The organism is Shewanella marisflavi (genome assembly GCF_002215585.1).
GTDB lineage: Bacteria > Pseudomonadota > Gammaproteobacteria > Enterobacterales > Shewanellaceae > Shewanella > Shewanella marisflavi.
Genome location: NZ_CP022272.1, coordinates 3,024,896 through 3,050,023 on the forward strand (window position 1 = coordinate 3,024,896; position 25,128 = coordinate 3,050,023).

Genomic DNA, 25,128 nt, shown 5'->3' on the forward strand with positions numbered 1-25,128 from the left:
GCTTAAAAGTGCTCAAAACCAAAATTTGTCGGTGCGTAAGGCTCGCCATCTTTGATAAGGCGCAGCTTATCACCTGTAGCAATCTGGCCAACTTGGCTAAAGCTCACGCCAGCGTGAGCCAGCGCCGTTTCCAATGCGCCGCGCTGGGCCTCGGGAACGGTAAACAGTAGCTCGTAGTCTTCACCACCGGTCAGGGCATAACCCAATGCTTCGGCCTCATCAAGAGACTCGCGCATCTGGGCCGATAAAGGCAAACGATTCACATCCACCACGGCACCCACCGCCGAACGCTTAAGAATATGACCTATGTCTGAAACAAAGCCATCTGACAGGTCGATAGCGCTTGAGGCCAAGCCCCGTAGCGACTGCCCCGCTAATACCCTAGGGGTTGGAAAATAGTGACGCTGAATAAAGTGCTCCCGCGCCGCGCCCGAAATGGCCAGCTTATTGCCTAAAATAGCCAGTCCGACGGCCGAATCACCCAGCGAACCGGTAACATAGATCCAATCACCATTCTTGGCACCGCCTCGGGTTAACGCCTTGCCCTCTGGCACCTGACCATTGATCGTGATAGTGATCGACTTAGGGCCGCGCGTGGTATCGCCACCCACTAACGCAACGCCATAATACTCCGCCGCATCATTAAGCCCCTGGCTAAAATCCTCGAGCCAGCTCTCATCTACCTCGGGCAAGGTAAGCGCGAGCGTCATCCAGGCGGGCTCAGCCCCCATAGAAGCTAAGTCTGACAGGTTAACCGCCAGCGCCTTATAACCCAATGCCTTGGCAGGCATGTCTGCATAAAAGTGCACGTTTTCAACCAAGGTATCGCAGGAGATGGCTATCGCCTTGTTCTCGGCGGGCTGAACGAGGGCGCAGTCATCACCAATACCAAGATGAACGTCCCGGCGGGTCTGACCAAGGTTGGCAAAGAAATGATCTATTAGTTTAAACTCTTTCACAGTCTTAAGAACCATAGTAAGGGTTAATCAGCTAGCACACTTTTTGACGAGGGAGGTGTCGAGGCTAAACCTGTACATAAAAAACGGCATCCTGGGACGCCGTTTACTGTATCACTTTTTAGCGACTATCTTGTCGAGAATGCCGTTAACGAACTTGTGACCATCTTCAGCCCCGAAGGCCTTAGCTAGTTCAATCGCCTCGTTAATCGCCACCTTGTAAGGCACATCCTTACGGAAAGTCAGCTCATAGGCAGCAATGCGCAGCACTGCTTTCTCGATAGGCGAAACCTCATCGAATGGGCGCTCGAGGTGAGGGATAATCAACTCATCCAACTGAGCCGATTTAGTCGTGGTGCCTGATAGCAATTCACGGAAATAGCTAACGTCGACACCATCGATCTTCTGCTCGGTGAGAAATTCATGCTCCACATCGGCAACATTATTACCGCTTAGCTGCCATGAATAGATAGCTTGTACCGCTAGACGACGGGCTTTACGGCGCTCTGAAGGTTTCATTTTGGTTCCTAATCTTACAACTGCTGTTCTAGTTCTTGCAGAACATTGACCATCTCTAGCAGACCAAGTGCCGCTTCGCCGCCCTTGTTACCTGCTTTAGTACCAGAACGCTCGATAGCTTGTTCAATGGTATCAGTGGTCAAAACACCGAATGACACAGGAAGATCGAACTCAAGCGCTACCTGAGCCAATCCCTTGTTACATTCGCCTGCAACAAAATCAAAGTGTGGCGTACCACCACGGATCACGGCGCCTAGCGCTATGATGCCGTCAAATTTACCGCTTGCTGCAACACGACGTGCCGCAAGTGGCAGCTCTACGGCACCAGGTACACGAACAACAGTAATGTTGTCATCGGCAACCTGACCGAAGCGCTTCAATGTATCCACCGCGCCTTCTAGCAGACTCTCAACCACGAAGCTGTTAAAACGTGATACCACGATTGCCACTTTGGCATTTTTCGACTCGATATTACCTTGAACTACGTTCATTTATCTTACCTAAATTAGCTTAACAAACCCGGCACGGGAAAAAAGAGGCGGTATAATACCACAGCCTACGGCGTTGATCCCCATGCAATTTATATCAAATAGGTGAAATCCTATCCGTGTGAATTATTCTGCAATATATTCAGTCACTTCTAAACCGAAGCCCGATAGCGAATGATAACGCTTAGGCGAGCTGAGCAGACGCATACTGGTGACACCAACATCGGCCAGGATCTGCGATCCCACACCCACTTGGCGTGAAGTGCCCTGCCACTGTGCTGGCGCTGCCGCCTCGCCCTTATCTTCAGCTTCAAAGGCTTTTACCTTAGCAACCAACTCTTCGTTACTCTGCTGATGGCCAAGTACTACTAGCACGCCGCCTTCTTCGGCAATACGCGCCATGGCTTTTTCTAGCGGCCAGCTGCGCTTCTCATCACGCTCTGAGTGCAACAAATCATTAAAAGTGTTTTGCAGATGCACACGCACCAAGGCATTAGGCTGTACTTCGCCCTTCACCAATACATAGTGCAACTGGTTATCTATGGTGTCGCGGTAGGTGATCATATCAAACTCACCGAAACGAGTCGGTAGCTTGCACTTAGCCTCACGCACCACTGTGGTTTCTTTGGTGTTACGGTATTCAATCAGATCCGCAATGGTGCCTATCTTAAGGCCATGCTTCTCGGCAAACACCTCAAGATCTGGGCGACGGGCCATGGTGCCATCTTCGTTAAGGATCTCAACGATCACGGCCGACGGCTCATGACCAGCCAAACGAGCCAGGTCGCAACCGGCCTCGGTATGACCAGCGCGGATCAGTACTCCGCCCTCTTGGGCCATCAGAGGGAAAATATGCCCTGGCTGCACGATATCAGATGGCTTAGCGTCGCGGGCAACCGCCGCCTGAACGGTGACGGCTCTGTCATGGGCAGAGATACCCGTGGTCACACCTTCAGCCGCCTCGATAGACACAGTGAAGTTAGTGGAGAACTGAGCATTGTTGTTAGTTACCATCAGCGGCAGGTTAAGCTGCTCGCAGCGGGCCTTGGTCATGGTCTGACAGATGAGGCCGCGGCCATAGGTGGCCATAAAATTGATCGCCTCGGGCGTCACCAGGTTGGCGGCCATGATCAAATCGCCTTCGTTCTCTCTATCTTCGTCATCCATCAAGATAACCATCTTACCCAGACGGATATCTTCGATAATCGCTTCTATACTGTGTAGTGCCATTGTTAGACCTTGAATTGTTAGACCTTGAAATATTTTTATAGTAGGAGTTATTTAATCTGCTATTGGCTGGGATTGCCAGCGTCTATCTTAAAAAGCCGGAGCGAGCTAACAGATCCATAGTGACTGCTGAGCTTTTGGCTGGATTTTCCTCTGCCGACTGAAAACTTAGTAAGCGCTCCAGATGCCGGGCGATCAGATCCACCTCGATATTGACCCTGTCACCCGCCTTAAGATCGATGAGTGTCGTTTCGCTGGCGGTGTGGGGCACTATGGTCAAACGAAAACGCTCACCATCCACCTCGTTTACTGTAAGGCTGACGCCATCTATGGTGATAGAACCTTTATGGGCGATATAGCGCGCCAACCCCTTAGGTGGGGTCAACCAGAATTCGATCGCCTTGCCGCGATACTGTCTGTCATCCACGCTGGCCACACCATCGACATGACCACTTACCATATGGCCACCAAGACGCGTTGTGGGGGTAACCGCCTTTTCCAGATTAACCTTTTGTCCCACCTGATAGTGGGCAAAGCCGGTAAGCGCAACGGTTTCGGCAGAGATATCGGCCACATAGCCATCGGCCATCTGCTCAACCACGGTCAGACACACGCCGTTGGTCGCTATGCTGTCACCCAGCTTAACGTCACTTAAGTCCAGCTTGCCGCTAGCCACTGTCAGGCGAATATCATCGCCGCGACGTTCAATTTTTCTCAGGCTGCCTACAGCCTCAATGATCCCAGTAAACATGACTAACTACTCTTATCGCTAGGTAAATGATTGTGACTCAATTGAAAGGTAAAACGTCTATCGGCTCCGACGCGCCTTTCATCGCAAAGCTTTAGGGCAGGCAACTGCGCCATCTCAGTATAGTCTGGCAATGCCAATAGATTTCGCCCATGGCCACCTAAGATTTTTGGTGCCTGATACAGCACCAACTCATCGGCAAGCCCTTGTGCCATAAAGGCGCCGGCCAGGGTCGCCCCGGCCTCGACCATCACGCTGTTGACCTGAGTGCCCAGATGTTCCAGCAGTGCCTTTAACGGCACCTGTCCATTATCGCTCGGCAGTTGCAACTGACTCACCTGCTCAGGCCAGGCGCTCACCACAGCATCAGGATAGGGCCGGCAGCTCACCAGTAGCACGGGCGAATCTGTGTCAAACAGCTTTGGCTTAGCGCCAAGACGCGCGCGGGAATCGAGCACGACTCTCAGTGGCTGACGAATGTCGGCATCGGTTAATTGCTCACCTAAGCCGCCCAGCTCCTGATGGCGAACATTCAGACTTGGGTCATCGGCCAGTACCGTCTCTATGCCGGTCACGACGGCATCAAAACGGGCACGCATACGCTGCACATCACGGCGTGCCTCTGGACCGGTTATCCATTTAGAGACGCCGTTAGAGAGCGCCGTCTTGCCGTCGAGACTCGCCGCCAGCTTGATGCTGACCCAAGGGAGGCCGGTACGCATACGTTTCATGAAACCTGGGTTGAGGGCGGCGGCATCTTCTTGTTGCAAGCCAACCTCGACCTGAATGCCAGCCTCTTCAAGCATCTTGATGCCACGACCAGAAACTTGGGGGTTGGGATCGGTTACCGCCACCACGACGCGGGCCACTTGAGCCTTTATCAGCGCCTCGGCGCAGGGCGGTGTTCGCCCATAATGGCTGCAAGGCTCTAGGGTCACATAGGCGGTGGCACCTTTAGCTTTTTCACCTGCCATGCGCAGGGCATGCACCTCGGCGTGGGGACCACCAGCGGCGATATGAAAACCTTCACCCACCAGAGTTTCCCCTTGTACGATCACACAGCCGACATTGGGATTGGGGCTTGTGGTGTATTGCCCCTTGCGGGCCAATTGGATGGCGCGCGCCATCATCTGGGAATCAAATTTGGACCAAGCCATGTGTCGCTCGCCATCTCGTCAGAAAAAGGGGGAAGCCCCAGATACGCATTTGTCCTACTTGGCCGGTTTGGCCTTATCGTTTTGCAACTTGGCAATCGCCTCGCCAAATTCGGACACATCTTCGAAAGCGCGGTATACAGAGGCAAAGCGGATATAAGCCACCTTATCGAGATTCACCAGATGATCCATCATCAGGTTACCTATCATCTTAGAGGTCACCTCACGCTCGCCTGTGGCTCTCAGGGTCGATTTAATCTTGCTCAGCGCCTGCTCTATCTCATCCATGGACACTGGGCGCTTCTCTACCGCCCTCAGCATACCTCCGCGTAACTTATCTTCGTCGAAGGGTTGGCGACTACCGTCTTGTTTAATCACTCTGGGCATCACCAGTTCGGCGCCTTCGAAGGTGGTAAATCTTTCATGGCAAAGCAGACACTCGCGGCGACGACGTACTTGATGACCATCGGCCACCAGACGAGAATCGATCACCTTAGTGTCGGTTGCGCTGCAAAACGGACAATGCATTGAGCCTCCAGCAAATGCTAATCAGTATCTCAGAGAGTTTTCCCTTGCAATAGATACAAAAATGGCCGCTACTAATATTAACATCAGTAGCGGCCATCGAAGTTTACCCGATTTAACCCTTAAGGTTAACCGTAAACAGGGTACTTAGCGCACAATTCAAGCACCTGGTTCTTCACGCGCTCGATAGTGGCTTCATTGCTGATGTCATCGAGAATGTCACAGATCCAGTTAGTCAGCTCAACCGCTTCAGCTTCTTTGAAGCCGCGACGAGTGATGGCTGGAGAACCGATACGCAGACCTGAAGTCACAAAAGGTGAGCGTGGGTCATTAGGTACTGAGTTCTTGTTTACCGTGATGTTGGCACGGCCCAGCGCCGCATCAGCATCTTTACCTGTGATATCTTTAGCGATCAGATCCAGCAGGAACAAGTGGTTTTCTGTGCCGCCAGATACCACATCGAAACCACGCTCGATAAATGTGTTAGCCATCGCCTTAGCGTTCACAACCACTTGCTGTTGATATTCCTTGAACTCAGGAGACAGCGCTTCCTTAAAGGCTACCGCCTTACCGGCGATAACGTGCATCAATGGGCCACCCTGACCACCAGGGAATACCGCAGAGTTCAGCTTCTTGTAAAGGTCTTCATCATTCGCCGCAGACAAAATGATACCGCCGCGAGGACCGGCTAGGGTCTTATGGGTAGTAGAAGTTACCACGTGTGCATGTGGCACTGGGTTTGGATAAACACCGGCGGCGATCAGGCCAGCAACGTGGGCCATATCGACAAACAGGTAAGCACCAATCTTGTCGGCGATTTCACGCATACGTGCCCAATCGACGATACCAGAATAGGCAGAGAAACCACCAATCATCATCTTAGGCTTGTGCTCAAGGGCCAGACGCTCCATCTCGTCGTAGTCTATCTTGCCAGACTCGTCGATACCGTAAGGAACGATGTTGTATAGCTTACCAGAGAAGTTAACTGGAGAGCCGTGAGTCAGGTGACCACCGTGAGCTAGGTTCATACCCAGTACGGTATCGCCTGGTTGCAGTAGCGCCATGTAAACTGCGCTGTTGGCTTGTGAGCCGGAGTGAGGCTGAACGTTGGCGTATGTCGCGCCAAACAGTTCCTTGGCACGTTCGATGGCCAGGTTTTCAACGATGTCAACATGCTCACAACCGCCATAGTAACGCTTGCCAGGATAGCCTTCGGCGTACTTGTTGGTCAGCTGAGAACCTTGAGCCTCCATCACGCGAGGAGAAGTGTAGTTCTCCGAAGCGATAAGCTCGATGTGCTCTTCTTGACGACGAGTCTCTTCCTGGATCGCTTGAAACAGTTGCGGATCAAAGTCAGCGATGTTCATCTCTTTTTTCAGCATTGGTCACTCCAGCTGTGAAAGTCTTATAAGGTAGGGTTGCGCCGTATTCTACAGTGCATTCGATCACAATCCCAGCATTTGCGACATGAAAATAGTTGCGATTAAGACTGAGAAATGCTCATCAAATTGGCCCTTAAGGCAAAATAACGCCACTGACGCCTTGTTTTGCAACAATTACTCTTTGATGCGGGATAAAAAGGCGCGATTACAGCCTTTTGTACGAAAACACTGTTTTGAAAACTTAACAACAATGCGGGTCACTAACGGTCATTTCGTCTGCGTAATGGTCAACAAGTTGCAGCCAACAGCCTTGCTCGCGGCCATCGACCTCTCTTAAGCGATATGCGTATCTATGCAGCAGCTTGCTCAGCGGCAATTATTTCATTCACCACGCAGTTTCAGGCCCGAGTTGTGGTGTATAGTCAACGCCAATTAAACGCGAACTCAGTTCATTAATCGCGGTGTTATTACGTCCTGATGAACAAATGCGGCATTGAGGCTCGAAACAAAAGTTTGCCGTCATCGAATCAGGTACTAAAGCCGTCAAAAATCCGATTTAAGTTCAAACTCGATTGCAGTAGAATTGCCCCCATTGTTTCGTCAGTGAGTAAATTTTATGGCTCAGTTTGTATACAGCATGCTACGCGTGGGCAAGATAGTCCCGCCCAAGAAGCAGATCCTCAAAGATATTTCCTTAAGCTTTTTCCCCGGCGCTAAGATTGGTGTCTTGGGCCTCAACGGCTCGGGTAAATCCACCTTACTGCGCATCATGGCCGGTATCGATACCGAAATTGAGGGTGAAGCGCGTCCGATGCAAGATCTTAAGATAGGTTACCTGCCTCAGGAGCCTAAGCTAGATCCGAATCAAACCGTGCGCGAAGCCATTGAAGAGGCCGTCAGCGAGGCCAAGAACGCCCTGACCCGTCTCGATGAAGTCTACGCCCTGTACGCCGAGCCTGATGCTGACTTCGATGCACTGGCCAAGGAGCAGGGAGAACTGGAAGCCATCATTCAGGCACAGGATGCCCATAACCTTGACAACATTCTTGAGCGCGCCGCCAACGCCCTGCGTCTGCCTGACTGGGACGAGAAGATTGAGGTACTCTCAGGGGGTGAACGTCGCCGTGTCGCCATCTGCCGTCTGCTGCTAGAAAAGCCAGACATGCTGCTACTGGACGAGCCGACCAACCACTTGGATGCAGAGTCTGTGGCCTGGCTTGAACGCTTCCTGCAGGAATACATAGGCACAGTTGTGGCCATTACCCACGATAGATACTTCCTCGACAACGCCGCAGGTTGGATCTTAGAACTCGACCGTGGTGAGGGTATCCCATGGGAAGGCAACTACTCTTCTTGGCTGGAACAGAAGGATGCGCGTCTGCAACAGGAATCTGCTGCCGAGAGCGCTCGTCAAAAGACGATTGCTAAGGAGCTTGAGTGGGTTCGCCAAGGTGCTAAGGGCCGTCAGTCTAAGGGCAAGGCCCGTATGGCGCGCTTCGAAGAGCTCAACACCAACGACTACCAGAAGCGTAACGAAACCAACGAGCTGTTTATTCCGCCAGGACCACGCTTGGGCGATAAGGTGATCGAGGTAAACAACCTCACTAAGTCATATGGCGATCGCGTGCTGATCGACAATCTGAGTTTCAGCGTTCCTAAGGGCGCTATCGTCGGCATTATCGGTGCTAACGGTGCCGGTAAATCTACCCTGTTCAAGATGATATCCGGTACAGAGCAACCCGATAGCGGAAGCATCGAAATAGGTGATTCAGTGCAGATCGCCTCTGTGGATCAGTTCCGCGACTCGATGAATGACAAGCACACAGTGTGGGAAGAGATCTCAGGCGGTCAGGATATCATGCGTATCAACAACACAGAGATCCCAAGCCGCGCCTATGTGGGTCGTTTCAACTTCCGCGGCGGCGATCAGCAGAAGATCATCGGCACCCTATCGGGTGGTGAGCGCAACCGTGTGCATCTGGCCAAACTGCTCCAGGCGGGCGGCAACGTGCTACTTCTCGATGAGCCAACCAACGATCTCGACGTCGAAACACTACGCGCCCTAGAAGAAGCCCTACTGGAATTCCCAGGCTGTGCCATGGTGATCTCGCACGACCGTTGGTTCCTCGACAGAATCGCTACCCACATCCTGGATTACCGCGATGAGGGTCAGGTGAACTTCTACGAAGGTAACTACACCGAATACTCGACTTGGCTGAAAGAGACCCTGGGCACGGATGTGATTGAGCCGCACCGTCTTAAGTACAAGCGCATCAGCTAATTCGCAAAGTCTTACAAAAGTAAGTTAAGCGAATTAAGTCGAGCAAAAAACCAGACAAACGGAGGCAGAAGCCTCCGTTTTTTTTATCGCCTTTGACTAGATCTTCCCTCCCCCGACAGGCCATTCAAAACTCTCTGGCACCTAGATAAAAGCGTGGTAGGATTGAACGCCTATCCGCCCACAACATCAGAATAATAAAAGGATTTGTCTTGAAAAGATCACTCTGGCTAATGCCTGTAAACTCAGCGCTAAAGACTACTACCTGGTGCCTAGCCAGTTTGTTGGCCCTACAGACCGCATCCGCCCAGACTCAAGTAGCGCAAGATACAAACGCAGTGACTCAAACGATTACTAATTCAAGTATTAGTGACGGCCCCTACCTATTTCTCAACCCCAAGGCTGAGATGGCCGATTGGATCTGTAAAGGCGAGCACAAGCAGACCCGCGTCAACCAAGGTAAATTACACCGCCCCGACCATTGTGGCCAGCTACCCGAGCCCGTGCTAAATCCACATGCCACTGAGATACTGGCCGACAGCTACCAAGGCGTCGATAAGATAGCGGCCCTCAGCGATGTTCATGGTCAATATGAGGTGCTCATTCAGCTGCTGCAACAGCACAGAATCATAGATAAAAATAACGACTGGTCCTTTGGTAAGGGCCATATGGTGATGACAGGGGATATGTTCGACCGTGGCCCTCAGGTCAACGAAGTGCTCTGGCTGATATATAAGCTCGACAAACAGGCCAAGGCCGCAGGTGGTCAACTGCACCTCTTGATGGGTAACCACGAGCAGATGGTGATGCGCGGCGATCTGCGCTATGTCAACGAGAAATACCATACCGCCAGCTCGCTGCTTAATCGCAGCTATGATGCTCTCTACGGCCAAGACAGCGAACTCGGCCAATGGCTGAGGAGTAAGCACACTATCGTGAAAATAAACGATACCCTGTTTCTACACGGTGGCATCAGCAAGGAGTGGGTCGACCGCGGGTTAACACTCGCCAGGGCCAATCAACTCTACCGGGACAACGTCGACAAATCTAAGCCTGAATTGAAACAAGATGATCTGCTGAACTTTCTCTTCTTTGGCAATGGCCCCACCTGGTATCGCGGCTACTTTAAGCCAAATTTCGATACCCAGGAACTGGCCAGCATCCTAGACTACTTTAAGGTCAAACGGATTGTAGTGGGCCACACCTCACAAACACGCGTGCTTGGTCTGTTCGACAACCGGGTTATCGCCATCGACAGCAGCATCAAACTGGGGCAGTCCGGTGAGCTGCTGCTCATGGAAGAAGACACGCTCATTCGCGGTCACTATGACGGGACACAAACGCCGCTGTAAAAAACTAGCATGCTTAAACTGACAAGCCGCTAACTATCGCCGCAGTCCTCGGGCTAAACGCCTAGCCTGAGGACGAGATGATTTCCCACTAATGCTCCAGTGATCCAGTGAAACATGTACGCCAGAACGATAACCCCAAGCTATCCTTGCACTTTGCTGAATCGAACTAAAGCCCCTCCTGAAACGCCGACCTTCTCTCACCTAAAACGCTGACCTCCTCTCACCTAAAATGCTGACCTCACCTCTCCCAAGTCTTACGGCAAGCCTTTGCTAAGCCCTTTTGCCATAAATGTGACCCGTTTTACATTACACAAGTTGATAATGAAATTGATTCTCATTAAGATTGATGGCTAGTTTTATTTTTTAGCCAAGCTTGTCCCCTCCGAGGGAGAAGACTAAGGCGCCAGATCACTAAAGGCATTAAATCCTATGCGTCGTCTCTTATGGAAATGGCATGGCTGGCTCGGACTTGTCGCCGCCCTGCCACTGTTTATTATCGCTCTGACCGGCAGTGTGCTGGTGTTTAAAAATGAACTTGAACATCTGTTGATGCCTGAAAAGGTGCTCGCCGCCAACGAGACTCGCCTGAGTTTCACCCAGCTCCTCAGAACAGCTGATGAGGCGTTACCACAGCATGAGATCCTTGGTTGGCAGTTTGCGGCTCACCCTGGCGAGGCAGACAAGCTCTATGTAGCCAAACAGGGCACCTACGACTGGCAGATACTGTTTGTCGACCCAAGCCGAGGCGAACTACTGAGCCAACCCGTCGGCTTGAGTCACTACTTGCTGGATTGGCTGCTGGAGTTACATTACACCCTGCTGGCGGATCATCTGGGGCTTACCCTCACGGCGATAGTATCTATCTTACTGATCTTAATGTCACTTTCTGGATTTATTCTACATCGTCAGTTCTGGAGAACCTTCTTCACCCTGAGATGGGGCAAGAGTCTGCGACTCTTTCTCAGCGATAGCCACAAGATGCTGGGGATCGTCGGCGCGCCGCTGTTTCTTATCTTAGGCTTCACCGGCGCCTGGTGGAACATAGCGCATCTGATAGAGGAGTGGCACGAGCCGGATCCTAAGACCCTCACCATCACCCAGAGCTACTACAATAAGCAGCTGGATGTCGATGGACTATTGACCCAGGCTAGCCAGGTGATCCCTGGTTTCGAGACTCACTATGTTCGCTTCCCCGACAAGAGCTATGCTGGTATCCATCTATTTGGCGCCGCTAGCGATCGCGGCGCGTTTCGCAGCGACTATGGCTCTATCGTCAGTTTTGATGATAAAACCGGTCAGCTCACAGCCAGCGTCGATGCCACCCAGGCGGGCGTACTTTATCAGTTTGTCGACAGCTTCCGCCCACTGCATTATGGTCACTTTGGCGGGCTCATCAGCAAAATTATCTGGTGTCTGGTAGGCTTTTTCCCAAGCCTGATGGCCCTTTCCGGTTATCTGATGTGGCGGGCGCGGCGCAAACCGCAAAAACGGCGCCATGGGAAGCAAGCCAAAGACACCCCAGGCAAACGAGGCACTAAAGAAAGCTTGGCCAAGGCCTGATAAGATAAAAAAGCCGGGTGATAACCCGGCTTTTTCGATGACGACTCGATAGCGCTCTCGATGGTACTCTTGATAGCAATTAGCCCTCCATGGGCTCACTATGCTCTAGTATACGCCCCTGACTGGTGCTGAACGCCTCCTCTTTTTTGACACACTCGTAGACACGCTTCACCATCATGGGTTTACCATCTGTGTGCGGCAATGCGGGCAGCTGACGACCGATAAGCTGCTTTTTATATTGTGGCGCCTTGCTGGGCTGCCAAGAGAAACGCACCAAGGTCTGCCCCTTATTGGTTTCGATAAAACACTTATAGTCTTCGCGAGGTTCGGCCCTCAGCGGCCCAGCCATCACACTGCATGCCAGTAACACAGTCCTAGCCCTGCTTTAGGACTAGGCTGAAAGATATAACTAACGACTTAACTTAAGCATTTCTCCATGCGTAAATGGCTCTTCACTTAGCTAAGGGCTTTCTGCCTAGCTAAGGGCTTCTTGCTTAGCAATGGCCTCATCGAGCTGCTGGGCCACAAAGCCTGGTGAGCGGGTGCGCCCCGAGATCAGACGATACATGGCTGGGATCACCAACAGAGTAACCAAGGTCGCAAACGCCATCCCGAAGAAGACGACTGTACCGACAGCGACACGGCTCTCTGCGCCAGCGCCAGTGGATAAGATCAAGGGAACTGCGCCAATAAGCGTGGTAACGGCTGTCATTAAAATTGGTCGCAGTCGCCGCGCCGAGGCATCGATAATCGCCTGATCCAGCGACACTCCTCGATCCCGCAACTGATTAGCAAACTCGACGATTAATATGCCGTTTTTGGTCACCATGCCGATCAACATGATCATGCCAATCTGACTATAGATGTTAAGCCCAAGCCCCATAATATAGAGGCCGATAAAGCCGCCCAAGATCCCCATAGGTACAGTTAACATAACCACTAAGGGATTGATAAAACTTTCAAATTGCGCCGCAAGCACCAGATAAGCCACCAGCAGAGCTAATGCAAAGACCAGCATGACGCTACTTTGATTTTCCTTAAACTCTTTGGATTCACCCGTATAGCTGATACTGATATCCCCAGGCAGCAGGTCGATCGCCTTGGCATCGAGAAAATCCAATGCCTGACCTAAGGTATAACCCTCACCGAGATTGGCCTTAAGGGTGATAGACTTCTGTTTATTGGTGTGGCTGAGCTTATGGGCCGAGGCGACCTCCTCGACATGGGTTATGGCATCTAGGGTCACTAACTCACCGTTGGCGGCGCGCATATAGATCTGACTCAGATCTGCCATGCTGTTAAAGCTCTCCTCCCGGCCCCGCAGATAGACATCATACTCTTCTCCACGCTCAATGAAGCTGGTCTCGCTGCGCCCACCCAGCATCACCTCCAGGGTCTGAGACACCTGAGAGACACTGATCCCAAGCTCGGCGGCGCGCTGCCTGTCCACACTCACCAGCAGCTCGGGTGTGGTTTCGGCATAATCGAGATCGGCGCCGGTCAGCACAGGCGATGCATCAGCGATGGCCTTAAGCTCACTGGCCCACTGAAACAGCTCATCATAATCTGTGCCCCCCAGAACAAACTGCACCGGCTCACTGGACTGCCCTCTAAAGCCTGGCAACATGGGCCTGACCATCACATCTGGTATGCCTTTTAAGGCCTTAGCAACGATACCTAGCGCCTGCTGCGCATTAATATCACGCATCTTCCAATCTTCGAGCTGCATGATAACAAAACCGGTTTGATCTCCGGCTCGGCCACCAAAAGCTGGCGCCTGGATGCTAAAAGATTTGATCACCCCCTGACTGAGCAAGGGCATCAAACGCTGCTCGACGATATCCATATTGGCGGTCATTCGGTTGTAACTGGTCCCCTCTGCCCCTTTAACAAAGGCGAAGATAACTCCCCTGTCTTCCTGCGGTGCCAGCTGCGCGGGTACTTGGCGCATCAAGAAAGCGCTACCAACCACGCAGGCGATAATGACCACAGGCGCCGCCAGTCGATAGCGCACCGCCCAGGCTACGCAGCGACGATAAACCGCTTCCAGGCGGCAAAATCCCTTATCCATGAGCCGATTAAGGCCATTGGGCTGGTGCTTATGCTTGAGCAGCTTACTGCCCAGTACCGGGGTCAGGGTTAGCGCGATAATAGATGAGAAGATCACTGCCACGGCAAGCATCACGGCAAACTCGGTAAAGAGTCGACCCACCATGCCATCCATAAATGAGATGGGTAGAAACACCATCACAAGTACTGCCGTCGTCGCCACCACCGCAAAACCGACCTCTCTCGCGCCTTTATAGGCTGCCAAGATAGCCGACTCACCGCGCTCGATATGGTGAAAGATATTCTCCACCACCACGATGGCGTCATCCACGACCAGGCCGATGGCTAAAATGAGCGCCATCAAGGTCAAAAGATTGATGGAATAACCCAGATAGTTGGCGGCGATAAAGGCAGAGATCAGGGAAACAGGCACAGTGACCGCCGGGATCAGGGTCGCCCGCGCCTGACCGATAAACAGGTAGAGCACCAGAACCACTAAGGCACCTGTGATATAGAGGGTGTTATAGACTTCGCCGATAGATTGGTCGATAAACACGGTCGAGTCATAATCGACCGACAACTGAGTTCCTTCTGGCAGGAATTTCTGCAGCTTGTCCACTTCCTGATGTACCCGCTGTGCCACCAGCAGTGGGTTAGCATCTGACTGAGCCACGATTCCTAAGCTCAGGTTGGGCACACCATCGCTCTTAAAGGTCGAGTTTTCATTCTCGGCGCCAATAAACACCGAGGCTACATCTTTAAGATAGATGGGGCTGCCATCGCTGGCACTACGCACCACTAAGTAATCGAAATCTTCAGGATGCAGATAGAGTCTGGCGGTGCGCACCGTCATCACTGTCGTGTCGTTACGCACCTCGCCGCCAGGGCTCTCCAGGTTCTCGCTGCGCAGCGCGTTGATAATATCTGTAGTAGTCACCCCGCGCCCGGCCATCAACTCAGGATCCAGCTGCACATACATCACCTTGTACAGGCCGCCGGAGAGGTTGACCGAACTCACCCCGGTGATCAGGCTAAACCTGTCCTCCAACACCCGCTGGGCATAATCGGTCAGCTGGGTTCTGTCCATGGTGCTGGAACTTAAATTGATATAGACCGAGGGCTCGCCGGAACCATTATCCTTAGAGACGATGGGCTCATCGGCCTCATCGGGCAGACGTCGCTGCGCCCGAGCGACCGCATCGCGCACATCGCTCACCCCTTCGGTCAGATCCCAATCTAAATCAAAGCTAATGGTAATACGGGACATGCCATTGCGAGTCACAGATGTGATCTCATCTATACCACTGATACCTGTCAGCTCATCTTCTAACGCTGTGGTGATCTGACTCTCCATGATGCTGGCGGAGGCGCCGCTATAGGTGGTCATCACTGTCACCACAGGACTCTCAACATCCGGCATCTCTCGCACCGCCAGTTTAGAGAAACTCACCAAGCCGAAAACAGACAGCAGCAGACTGAGCACAATCGCCACAACCGGACGTTTAACCGATATATCCGACAGCAACATTAGCCTTGCTCCCCAGCTGATTCACTCATTGAGCCACCGTCGGCGAGCTGCGCGCCCTCAACATCTTCAACCTTGATGCCATCACGCATATTGACCAATCCCTTAACCACAATTCTCTGCCCTAACTCAAGGCCACTGGCGATCAGCACCTGATCATCGATACGCGCCCCCAGCGTTACCTGAGTGCGACGGGCAATCTGGTTATCGTCAACCACATAGACAAAACGCTTAGTGCCCGAGTATTCCAGCGCCTGCACCGGCACGACGGCCTGGGTGACAGGGGCAAAGTTTAACCTGGCCGATACCAGCATCCCCGGCCTGAGCTGGCGACTGGGATTGTCGAAATTCACCCGCACCTTAAGATTGAGTGTTTCGGGATTAATCCTGGGGGCCATGGCGACCACCTTGCCGTGAAATAGCTCCCCCGGCCAGGCGCTGCTGCTCGCCGCAACCGGCATACCAAGATAGATCTGCGACAGATAGCGCTCTGGGATCTGCAGATCCAAACGCATGGTGGAGAGATCATCCAGACTCACCAGTTCACTGCCGGCGCTAACCATCTTACCCAGACTAAAATCCACCAGCCCCACGACTCCGGCAAAGGGCGCCCTCAGAGTGTGATAATCCAGATCCGCCTGCGCAGCCGCCAGACGCGCCTTGGCAATATCGACACTGGCCAGCTGAGCATCTATCTCAGTTTGGGTGATGGCGTGCTGGCCGATAAGACGATTAAACTCGCTCAACTTTCGCTGCTCATCTTTCAGATAGGCTTTCGCCTCGGCCAGATTGGCCTTAACCTTGGCATCGGCCAGACGCACGAGTATCTGTCCCTGGGCAACCTCTTGATTATCGGTCAGATCGATCTGCTGAATTTTACCCGGCACCTCTGAGGCGATCTGCACCGAGCGATTTGCCGCCAACTTTCCAATTAAGGAGAGATGCTGAGAAACCTGATGCTCTGCCACTAAAGCACTGGCGACAGGCACTGTCCGCTGCGCCGCACTTGGGGCACGCTTTGCCGAGGCATGGTCACTTTTTCCGCTATTAGCAAGGGCAACGCCTAAGGTGAGTAGCAAAGCCAGCGCGGTAAAAATGAGAGGCAAATATTTCTTGTCCATGAAGGCGGTATCTTATTCTATGGGATTATTGAGAGGCGCTATTGTAAAATGACGCCTTCACTTAAAGGGTAAAGCAATGTAAAGCTGAGCAAAGCGGCGCAAGGTTTTAATCGAAAGAGTGCAAGCAGATATGTCGGCCAAGCCTGGCAAGGGAGATTAAGCGCCAAAATGCGAGATAGTGAGCAGATGAGGATACAACTCGACTGGCTTGAGCCGGAGCATCGCAGGGCAGCCTTTAGCTTTTACAAAGCATTCATGCCCCACGCTAGGATCAGCAAAAAAGAGGCGCTATGCGTCGCCTATCTTGATGCAAATGCTGGGCAGCTTATGGCCGGCGAGGTCATCGCTGCGGCGCGCCTGCGCCCCATAGGTCCCTATCGCCTGCTCACCGGCGTGTTGATTCACCCTAAGCTTCAAGAGCAGGGGCTTGGGTCTCAACTGATGCAAGCGCTAAAACCAGAACTTGGTCGCGCCCCCAAGCTTTCTGCTATGTGAAGCCGCACTTTGCAAATTTTATCAAAGACATGGATTCGCGCCGCCTCAACACCCACCAGCCGAATTGTCACAGCTTCAGCGACGCTATCAAGAACAAGGTAAACCACTGCAGCTGATGCAATACCTTGATAAGACCCCAAGCTAACTTGAGTTTTTCTGCAATAACATTAAAGTAAAGCCACTATAACAATACCTAAACACCCGACAGAAGGTGGCCTTGTTGCATCAATCTTGTTTCGATAGACCTATTATCATCATCTCAGCACCGAGATCCGGCAGCACCCTGCTCTTTGAACTCCTTAGCCATAGCGAGTCGCTTTGGACCATTGGCGGCGAAAGCCATGGCGTGATTGAGAAGCATAGACAGCTCAACATTACCGCCAAGGGGTTTGCTTCAAATGCCCTGGATGAATCTGACTGGGATCTTGAGATCAACCGCCAATTGAAAAATGACTTCAAAGCGGCATTGATCGATAACCGGGGCCAGCCCTATCATGACGATATGGGCCCCGTGCGTTTTCTGGAGAAAACCCCAAAAAACAGCCTGCGGATCGATTTTCTCAACAAGGTATTTCCCGACGCGCGCTTTATCTATCTGGTGCGGGATCCCAAAGAAAATGTCGCGAGCATAATGCAGGCCTGGCGCAGCGGTCGTTTTCGTACCTATCCCGGACTCCCGGGCTGGAATGGTGACTGGTCTCTCCTGCTGCCACCTAATTGGCAAGCGCTCAGGGGCGCGCCATTAGAAAAGGTCGCTAGCTTCCAATGGCGTCAGGCCAACGACCACATCATGGCCTCGTTAAGCAAGTTACCCGACGAGCGCTGGCACCTGGTGAGCTACCATGATCTGGTCAGCGATCCTCAAGGCACCACCCAAAAGATTGTCGACTTTTGCCAGATCCCCATGGATGACTCGCTGAGCAAGTGCAGTAGTGGCGAGCTGCCCCATTCGCGCTATACCGTCTCGGCGCCCAAGGCAGATAAATGGCTGGCCAACTACCCGGCTATCGCCGCCATCTGGCCAGAGGCACAAGCATGCCTTAACAAGATAAATCACCTGCTCACCGCTCGTGGCATGCGCCCATTTAATACCGAGTTGCCCACGCCGCCAAAGGATATTGAAACGCCATTAGCGCCGAGGACTGCAGATTCAGCGCAGCAAGGCTATCCCAACACACCGCGCAACGCCCCCTGCCCCTGCGGCGCAGCGAAACGTTATAAAGAATGCCACGGCAAATTGGCCTAGGGATTAACAGATTATGAAGTTAGCAAAAGAGTTCTATCGTCTTCCACTCAGCTTCGATGTCGAGCGCCTCCAGCAAGAGTTAGCGGCATTTAGTGAAGCCGATTGGCGAGCTCATCACGAGAGCTTTAAGGGCAATTCGGCTATCGCCCTTATCTCGGTAGGCGGCAGCTTTAACAACGAATTTAAAGGCCCCATGAGCCCAACCCCAGCGCTGCAACAAAGCCCTTATCTGCAACAGGTGATCGCCTCTTTCGGTGAGGTGATTGGCCGCTCGCGCCTGATGCGTCTGGCCCCTGGCTGCGAAGTGCCCCTGCATAGTGACATCAACTATCATTGGCACAACCGGGTGCGTATTCATATCCCCATAGTCACAGACGAGGCGGTGCAGTTTCACTGCGACGATAAGCAAGTGCATATGGGCGTGGGAGAATGCTGGATATTCGATTCCTGGAAGTATCACAAGGTGGTAAACAACAGCGATAAGATGCGGGTGCACCTGGTAATAGACACCATGGGCTCGAGTCGCTTCTGGCAGATGATCAATGACGCCTCACTGGCCTACGGCGATTTAGATAATCCAAGCTTTACGCCTGAGCACCTAAGTTTCATCCCAAATAAACAGGTTGATATCATCACAGAGAAAGTGAACTTCCCCTTGGTGATGCCCCCGAGCGAAGTGCGCCTGCTGACTCAGGAGCTCAGCGATCAGATCCAAAGCGCAACACATAATGACCTCGAGGCGAGCCAGCGCTTTATCAAGTTACTCAATGATTTCGCCTTAGACTGGCAGGCGCTTTGGTCACAATTTGGTGACGATAAAGCCGGGTGGGACGCCTTCCATCGCTTAAGACAACAGACGCTGGCACAGGCAGCGCCGCTAGAGGATCGGGTGATGGTGGACAGCCAGACATCGGCGATGAAGGTGCTGGTACACCTCATCATGGGGCCAGCCATGAGCCCGGAATTGGCCCAGGCAAACACGCCCGCGCCTCAATCAAGGTCGCAATCGACGCCGCCAGAAGCTTCACCACAGCCTCGAGGGGCAAGAACACAGCCTCTAGCGACAAGACAGCCAAGCGATTCTCGATTAGAGCAGTCAAGCGGCCCGATAAAAGCGCCACAGACAGAAGCGGGACTGACTCGCAACAGCCCCTGTCCCTGCGGCTCAGGCAAAAAATATAAACAGTGCCATGGACAGCTTAACTAGCTAATAATGGGCTGGGACGCCAAGTTTGGACTCAAAAAAGGGCGACATGAAAGTCGCCCTTTTTATATTAGAGTGATTAACTCAAGAAGGTATGGCGGGCGTTATCGGCAATCTCAGTCAGGGTGCGATAAGCATTAGGGATAAAGCTTGCGTACACCTCGCTCTGACCTATCGCCTTAACATTCATCGGTCGTCTTACCTGGCTGGCGCTGGGCGTTAACACGCTGCGCTTTGACTCATAAAACTTAAGACAAGCTGGCTCAAACCCTAAACCGGCATAATCTAGCATGGCCGGGATCTGCTGATCAGGCTGCTTCACCAACGCCTCGAAACACAGATGGTAGAGACTGTCGCCATAAACTTGTTGCCAGTGCTGCATCAACTCCAGGTATTGCTGCCAGTAATGACAGATATCGTCCAGATGGTAAGAGTAATCGTGACCATGGCTAAAGTGCTGCTTATAGACCCCCATGGCATTATCTCTGGCATCGCGGATCACATTGATAACCTTGGCCTCGGGGAACAAGGTTTTAATCAGCCCGATATGAAGAAAATTATTGGGGTTCTTGTCTATCACCAGAGTCGGTGACTCGACGCCTTGCGCCTCAAGATATTGATTTACCTGCTCGATATAGCGTTGGCGCATCTCGGCAATCAGCTCACCTGAGAGCTGAGGTAACATGGCGCCATAGCCCCCCTTTATCTCAAGACTCAGCGCCAAGCGCTCTATGAAGGGCAGCTCGTCGGTGGCCGCCACCTGAGTGTGACTCGCCAGGATCTGTTCACACAGGGTTGTGCCCGAGCGCGGCATACCGACGATAAAGATAGGCGTCCAAGGTCCGCTAGTCTCCTCTAAGCGCGGCGTCACCTTAGCCGACTTCAGGCTGGTGACCAGCTGAGTAAAGGCCTCCTTTTTGAAAGGACGCTGAGGTCGCATCAGTTGATTAGCGACTCGCACTGCTTCAAAGGCCTGCTCGGTTGCTTGTTGCTGCTCATAAACGCGATTGAGGGCAAAGTGAAACAGTGACTGACTGGCTTGAGAAAATGCCTCTGAGGCGATATTGGCCTTGAGCGCGGCTTCATCCTGCTCGGTAAAACGATAGTTTTTCAGATCCGCCAGACTCCAGTAGGCTGTGGCCTGCTGGCTCGGCGCGAGACGAATGTAGTCATGATAATAAGCCGCGGCCTTGTCTGTATCACCCTTGGCCTTGTAGACATGCCCCAGATTGAGACTGGCCTGCGCCGCATGCTCAGTGCTGGATAACGCCGCGAGCAACCCCGACTCAGCCAAGGCCATGTCACCGGTTTTGCTGGCATTCATCCCTAATCTAAACTGCAGGCTCAGGGCCTCGGGGGCCTTTTCTACCAATGGTTTAAGCAGCTTCACCGCATCGAAGAAGGCTTCCTGGCGTTCATACAGGCTCACCAGATTGAGCGTCGTCGACTCATCAGCCTGATAACCCAGCTGCAGCGCCTTAAGGTAGGCACTCATCGCCTGGGGAAACTCGCCATTTCGAAAGGCGAGGTGCCCCGATAGCACCTGGGCCTCAACATTATCAGGATCTCGTCTCAGCACCTTACGAACATAGATACCGGCAGAGGAAAATTTTCCGCTCTGATAGAAATCTTTGGCTTCCTCTAAATATCGCGCTTCTCGGCTCAACTCAAACTCCTGTTGTTATTGTTATTCTAACTACTGATGTTGGCAGGCCTATTCTAAACACCGCCCAGATGCAAAAGCAACGAAGTGATAACAATCTCATCTTTTGCCGTAAAAGCCTTTGTCTCTTTGCACTGCTGAGTTATGGTCAGTACATCATCTCTTTGCCAGTGAGTCTGCGTGAAACGTATCGCCCTGTTCGTCGATGTGCAAAACATCTATTACACCTGTAAGCAAGCCTATGGCCGCCAGTTCAATTACCGTGAGCTGTGGCAGCGGCTGAGTCAGGAGGGCGAGATAGTGCAGGCAAACGCCTATGCCATTCACAGAGGCGATGACGGCCAGCTAAAGTTTCAGGATGCGCTCAAACATATTGGCTTCGAGGTCAAGTTAAAGCCCTTTATTCAGCGCAGTGACGGCAGCGCTAAGGGGGACTGGGATGTGGGGATCACCATAGATATCATGGAATCTGCCGCCAAGATCGACACAGTGATCTTACTCTCGGGGGATGGCGACTTCGCTATGCTGCTTGAACATGTCGCTCGCAAACATCCGGTAGAGACTCAAGTCTACGGCGTGCCAGAGCTGACAGCCAGGGCGCTGATGGAAGCTGCGACAGAGTTCCATCCCATAGCCTCCCCGCTACTTTGCTAAGACCAAGCCGCTATTGCGCAAAGGCCAAGCCGTTATTTTACTAAGCCTTAGCCGCTATCAAGAGAGGCGATAGAGCTGTTGGCAATAAGCCTTGGCCGAGTCCGCCCAGCTAAAACGTTTTTGACTGGCCCGCTTACAGATCGCTTGCCAAGGTTCGGTGCCTATCATAGGCAGCACCTCTTCAAGCGTACTCAAAAGCGATTTAGCCTGCTCCGCCAGATTATCACCATAGAAGACAAAACCATCCTCGCCGTGAGTAACTGTATCCTTAAGCCCGCCAACCCCATGCACCAGACAGGGCTGGGCGGCGCGCATCGCCAACATCTGACTGATCCCGCAGGGCTCAAAGGAGCTCGGCATAACAAACAGGTTCCCCTTCTCGTAGAGGGTTTCCGATAACGGCAAGTCAAAGCCATTGATAAACAAAAGATTTGAATATCGCCCCGCCAGCTCAGCCAGTTGGCGCTCGAGCGCCTCATCGCCACTGCCCAGGATGGCCACCAAGCCGTTAAGCGAATGCTGGGCCAACATCTTAAGCAGATGTTCCAGGGTGCTAATCCCCTGAGCATCACGGTAGCAGAGGATCGCCATCTTCTGATCCGTCAGTCGCCCTACAGAGGTCAGCAATAAGCAGGGAAGATCTTGCTCTTCGGCTTGGCGTCTTAACCTTGCCAGGGTAAGCAGCGCCAATTGATCCACGCTGCGCACCCAAGGCGTGGCGCTCAGCCAACCTTGAATGGCGCGCTCGGCGCTGTCGATGAGGGGTAACAAGGTATCTATGCTGCCCTTGAGCAGTGCCTGACGCTTGGTTAGCTGACCTGCTCGTCTGGGCTGGCTCGGGTATTCGCAGCCATTTAGGATGCCAAACAAGGCGCCCTCCTGCTGCTTGTGCTGGAGATCGTCCTCCAGCCCTTCGCCGCCAACAAAGCCATCAGGTGCCGATGAGGGGCGCAGCACCTCCTGGGCATAACTGGGTGAGACCAGATGCACCCGATCGCAAAGCACAATTGCCGCGCGTAGCGGGTTAAAACATTGGGGGTATCTGGGATCTGTCACCTTAGCCAGCGCCTCAGCACCAAGGCCGTCAAACAGCTGCGGCAACCAGGCCTGCAAAGAGGAGTGCTCCTGACACAAAGGCCGGGTCCCTTGTATGGCCAGATTATGAATAGACAAGATAGCCGGAATGGCCCGCAGCGCCTCATAGTCTGGGGCAAAGGCGCGCAGCAGCGCCAGCACGCCGCAATGCCAGTCATGCAGGTGCAGATAATCGGGCCGAGGGAAAAGCGCTGAGACTATTGCCTTTCCAACCCCTAATCCAAACAGGGCAAACTTATTGGCGTCCTCGGCAAAGGGGCGCTCACTGCTGCCTGGGGTATAGATCTTCCCCCCCTGATCAAACAGGGGGTGATCCAGCAGATACAGATTCACTTCAGGCAGACTCGGATGAACGGCCCGGTAAAGCCCCAGCCAGTGAGGCTCACCGTAGAAGTTCACCACCAGCTCCCCCACAAACTTGGCTTCCTGCTGCCGATGCAAGAAGCCATAACTTGGCATGATCACATCGCTGCAGACCCCAAGTGGATAGAGCGCCGCCGGCAGGTCACGGATCACATCGGCCATGCCGCCCACTTTAGCGCCCTTTAGCGCACCATTTTCGGCGGCAACCATCAACACGCGCTTCATGGCGCCTTCTTCATGCGTTTTATTCATAGCCCACCGGTAGCCCCAACATGTCGCGGGTCACTAAGGTGATCCCCCCTTCCGAGACCCTAAAGCCGCGCGCCCTGTCATGGTCGTGGCAATGACCGATAACAGTCCCCTCTGGAATAATGCAACCGCGATCTAAGATAGCATTCTTAATCTGACAGTTACGCAGCACCACCACATCGGGCAGCACCACAGAGTTTTCCACCGTAGAGTAAGAGCAGACCTGCACCTCGTTAAACAGCACGCTGCGCCGCACGGTTGAGCCTGAGATGATACAGCCACCTGAAACGATAGAGTCCACCGCCATGCCGCGGCGATCGTCATCGTCAAACACAAACTTGGCTGGCGGCATCTGCTCCTGGAAGGTCCAGATGGGCCACTTGGCATCATAGAGGTTAAGCGCCGGAGTGGGTGACAGCAGTTCCATGTTGGCCTGCCAGAAAGAGTCCAAGGTCCCCACATCGCGCCAGTAAGCCTCCTCGTCGGTGAAGCCGCTTCTGAAGGGGTGGGCGTAGACCTCATGCTCCTCGATGATAGAGGGGATGATATCCTTGCCAAAGTCGCGATCTGAGTTCTCGTTCATGGCATCTTTCTTAAGCTGCTCAAACAGAAACTCAGTGTTAAACACATAGTTACCCATGGAGGCCAGGCACATCTCAGGCTGTTCTGGCAGATGTTTAGGCACCTCCGGCTTCTCTTCGAACCCCAAGATCTTATTCCGCTGATCCACCTCTACCACCCCAAAGGCACCGGCGGCCTCGGCCACAGGCACCTCGAGACAAGAGACCGTCATGTCGGCGCCCGACTCGGCATGGGCTGCCAGCAAACCGGCATAATCCATGCGGTAGACGTGATCGCCAGAGAGGATCATCACATACTTAGGCAGCTCGTGGCGTATGATGTCGATATTCTGGAACACGGCATCTGCGGTGCCCTTATACCAGCTTTCAGAGTAGCGCTGAGACGCAGGCAATATCTCCACCGACTCCCCCAGCTCCTTCTTAAAATGCCCCCAGCCGCGCATCACGTGGCGGATCAAGGAATGGGATTTATACTGCGTCACCACACCGATACGACGGATGCCCGAGTTGATACAGTTCGACAGTGGAAAATCGATGATACGGAACTTGCCGCCGAAATAGAGCGAAGGCTTAGCGCGCCAGTCGGTCAATTCATGTAAACGCGAACCTCGCCCTCCAGCCAAGATTAATGCATAGGTTTCCCGGGTTAAGTTACTGATATATCGTGGGCTAGGATTCATGTTAGGCATAAGTA

The 25,128-nt window shown here is 52.9% G+C and carries 21 protein-coding genes; 7 read left to right on the top strand and 14 right to left on the bottom strand.

From position 1 onward, the window contains the following. Positions 1-2: 2 nt before the first annotated feature. The 8 genes from thiL to glyA all read right to left on the bottom strand — a co-directional run bounded on the left by thiL (position 3) and on the right by glyA (position 6,999). Entirely contained in the window at positions 3-959 is a 957-nt protein-coding gene (gene thiL, locus CFF01_RS13435; protein ID WP_198387046.1) for a thiamine-phosphate kinase, read from the bottom strand. A 111-nt stretch (positions 960-1,070) separates the two neighbouring features. Continuing rightward, positions 1,071-1,475, bottom strand: coding sequence for a transcription antitermination factor NusB (nusB, locus tag CFF01_RS13440; protein ID WP_033538590.1), 405 nt, complete (start codon positions 1,473-1,475; stop codon positions 1,071-1,073). A 14-nt stretch (positions 1,476-1,489) separates the two neighbouring features. Further along, positions 1,490-1,966 carry a 6,7-dimethyl-8-ribityllumazine synthase gene (gene ribH, locus CFF01_RS13445; RefSeq protein WP_033538591.1) on the bottom strand — a complete coding sequence of 159 codons (477 nt, stop codon included), beginning with the start codon at positions 1,964-1,966 and terminating at the stop codon, positions 1,490-1,492. A 123-nt stretch (positions 1,967-2,089) separates the two neighbouring features. After that, positions 2,090-3,193, bottom strand: coding sequence for a bifunctional 3,4-dihydroxy-2-butanone-4-phosphate synthase/GTP cyclohydrolase II (gene ribBA, locus CFF01_RS13450; RefSeq protein WP_033538592.1), 1,104 nt, complete (start codon positions 3,191-3,193; stop codon positions 2,090-2,092). Positions 3,194-3,275: 82 nt separating this feature from the next. After that, positions 3,276-3,941: a riboflavin synthase gene (locus CFF01_RS13455; protein ID WP_088905129.1), complete on the bottom strand. Its 666-nt coding sequence runs from the start codon at positions 3,939-3,941 to the stop codon at positions 3,276-3,278. A 2-nt stretch (positions 3,942-3,943) separates the two neighbouring features. Beyond that, positions 3,944-5,095: a bifunctional diaminohydroxyphosphoribosylaminopyrimidine deaminase/5-amino-6-(5-phosphoribosylamino)uracil reductase RibD gene (gene ribD, locus CFF01_RS13460; RefSeq protein WP_088905130.1), complete on the bottom strand. Its 1,152-nt coding sequence runs from the start codon at positions 5,093-5,095 to the stop codon at positions 3,944-3,946. A gap of 54 nt (positions 5,096-5,149) precedes the next feature. Continuing rightward, positions 5,150-5,620 (bottom strand): transcriptional regulator NrdR, encoded by a 471-nt coding sequence (gene nrdR / locus CFF01_RS13465; RefSeq protein ID WP_033538595.1) that lies wholly within the window; start codon positions 5,618-5,620, stop codon positions 5,150-5,152. A 125-nt stretch (positions 5,621-5,745) separates the two neighbouring features. Further along, positions 5,746-6,999: a serine hydroxymethyltransferase gene (gene glyA / locus CFF01_RS13470; RefSeq protein ID WP_033538596.1), complete on the bottom strand. Its 1,254-nt coding sequence runs from the start codon at positions 6,997-6,999 to the stop codon at positions 5,746-5,748. 616 nt (positions 7,000-7,615) lie between these two features. Here glyA and ettA point away from each other — a divergent pair. The 3 genes from ettA to CFF01_RS13485 all read left to right on the top strand — a co-directional run bounded on the left by ettA (position 7,616) and on the right by CFF01_RS13485 (position 12,189). Further along, positions 7,616-9,280 carry an energy-dependent translational throttle protein EttA gene (gene ettA, locus CFF01_RS13475; protein WP_088905131.1) on the top strand — a complete coding sequence of 555 codons (1,665 nt, stop codon included), beginning with the start codon at positions 7,616-7,618 and terminating at the stop codon, positions 9,278-9,280. Between the two features lie 230 nt (positions 9,281-9,510). Then, the gene (locus tag CFF01_RS13480) at positions 9,511-10,629 is read left to right on the top strand and encodes a metallophosphoesterase (RefSeq protein WP_088905132.1); all 1,119 of its coding nucleotides are present in this window, start codon (positions 9,511-9,513) and stop codon (positions 10,627-10,629) included. Positions 10,630-11,058: 429 nt separating this feature from the next. After that, on the top strand, positions 11,059-12,189 hold the full coding sequence (locus CFF01_RS13485) for a PepSY-associated TM helix domain-containing protein (RefSeq protein ID WP_088905133.1): 1,131 nt from the start codon (positions 11,059-11,061) through the stop codon (positions 12,187-12,189). 79 nt (positions 12,190-12,268) lie between these two features. Here CFF01_RS13485 and CFF01_RS13490 read toward each other — a convergent pair whose 3' ends face one another. From CFF01_RS13490 to CFF01_RS13500, 3 genes are all read right to left on the bottom strand, one after another. Further along, entirely contained in the window at positions 12,269-12,559 is a 291-nt protein-coding gene (locus tag CFF01_RS13490) for a TapY2 family type IVa secretion system protein (RefSeq protein WP_157705006.1), read from the bottom strand. Positions 12,560-12,664: 105 nt separating this feature from the next. Next, complete coding sequence (locus CFF01_RS13495; RefSeq protein ID WP_088905134.1) at positions 12,665-15,766, bottom strand: multidrug efflux RND transporter permease subunit; 3,102 nt, start codon at positions 15,764-15,766, stop codon at positions 12,665-12,667. Next, positions 15,766-16,884, bottom strand: coding sequence for an efflux RND transporter periplasmic adaptor subunit (locus CFF01_RS13500; protein ID WP_088905135.1), 1,119 nt, complete (start codon positions 16,882-16,884; stop codon positions 15,766-15,768). The genes CFF01_RS13495 and CFF01_RS13500 overlap by 1 nt, the downstream gene beginning before the upstream one ends. Before the next feature lie 168 nt (positions 16,885-17,052). Here CFF01_RS13500 and CFF01_RS13505 point away from each other — a divergent pair, with 168 nt between their 5' ends. The 3 genes from CFF01_RS13505 to CFF01_RS13515 all read left to right on the top strand — a co-directional run bounded on the left by CFF01_RS13505 (position 17,053) and on the right by CFF01_RS13515 (position 19,832). Then, entirely contained in the window at positions 17,053-17,379 is a 327-nt protein-coding gene (locus CFF01_RS13505) for a GNAT family N-acetyltransferase (protein ID WP_088905136.1), read from the top strand. A 220-nt stretch (positions 17,380-17,599) separates the two neighbouring features. After that, positions 17,600-18,625: a sulfotransferase family protein gene (locus CFF01_RS13510; protein ID WP_088905137.1), complete on the top strand. Its 1,026-nt coding sequence runs from the start codon at positions 17,600-17,602 to the stop codon at positions 18,623-18,625. A gap of 13 nt (positions 18,626-18,638) precedes the next feature. Then, complete coding sequence (locus CFF01_RS13515) at positions 18,639-19,832, top strand: aspartyl/asparaginyl beta-hydroxylase domain-containing protein (protein WP_088905138.1); 1,194 nt, start codon at positions 18,639-18,641, stop codon at positions 19,830-19,832. A gap of 76 nt (positions 19,833-19,908) precedes the next feature. Here CFF01_RS13515 and CFF01_RS13520 read toward each other — a convergent pair whose 3' ends face one another. Beyond that, complete coding sequence (locus tag CFF01_RS13520; RefSeq protein WP_088905139.1) at positions 19,909-21,495, bottom strand: tetratricopeptide repeat-containing sulfotransferase family protein; 1,587 nt, start codon at positions 21,493-21,495, stop codon at positions 19,909-19,911. Between the two features lie 177 nt (positions 21,496-21,672). Here CFF01_RS13520 and CFF01_RS13525 point away from each other — a divergent pair, with 177 nt between their 5' ends. Continuing rightward, positions 21,673-22,146, top strand: coding sequence for a LabA-like NYN domain-containing protein (locus tag CFF01_RS13525; protein ID WP_088905140.1), 474 nt, complete (start codon positions 21,673-21,675; stop codon positions 22,144-22,146). Between the two features lie 57 nt (positions 22,147-22,203). On the opposite strand, the gene CFF01_RS13530 is transcribed toward CFF01_RS13525, so the two are convergent. Beyond that, the gene (locus CFF01_RS13530; RefSeq protein WP_088905141.1) at positions 22,204-23,856 is read right to left on the bottom strand and encodes a glycogen synthase; all 1,653 of its coding nucleotides are present in this window, start codon (positions 23,854-23,856) and stop codon (positions 22,204-22,206) included. After that, entirely contained in the window at positions 23,849-25,123 is a 1,275-nt protein-coding gene (gene glgC, locus CFF01_RS13535; RefSeq protein WP_033538607.1) for a glucose-1-phosphate adenylyltransferase, read from the bottom strand. Before glgC ends, CFF01_RS13530 begins: the two co-directional genes overlap by 8 nt. Positions 25,124-25,128: the final 5 nt, after the last annotated feature.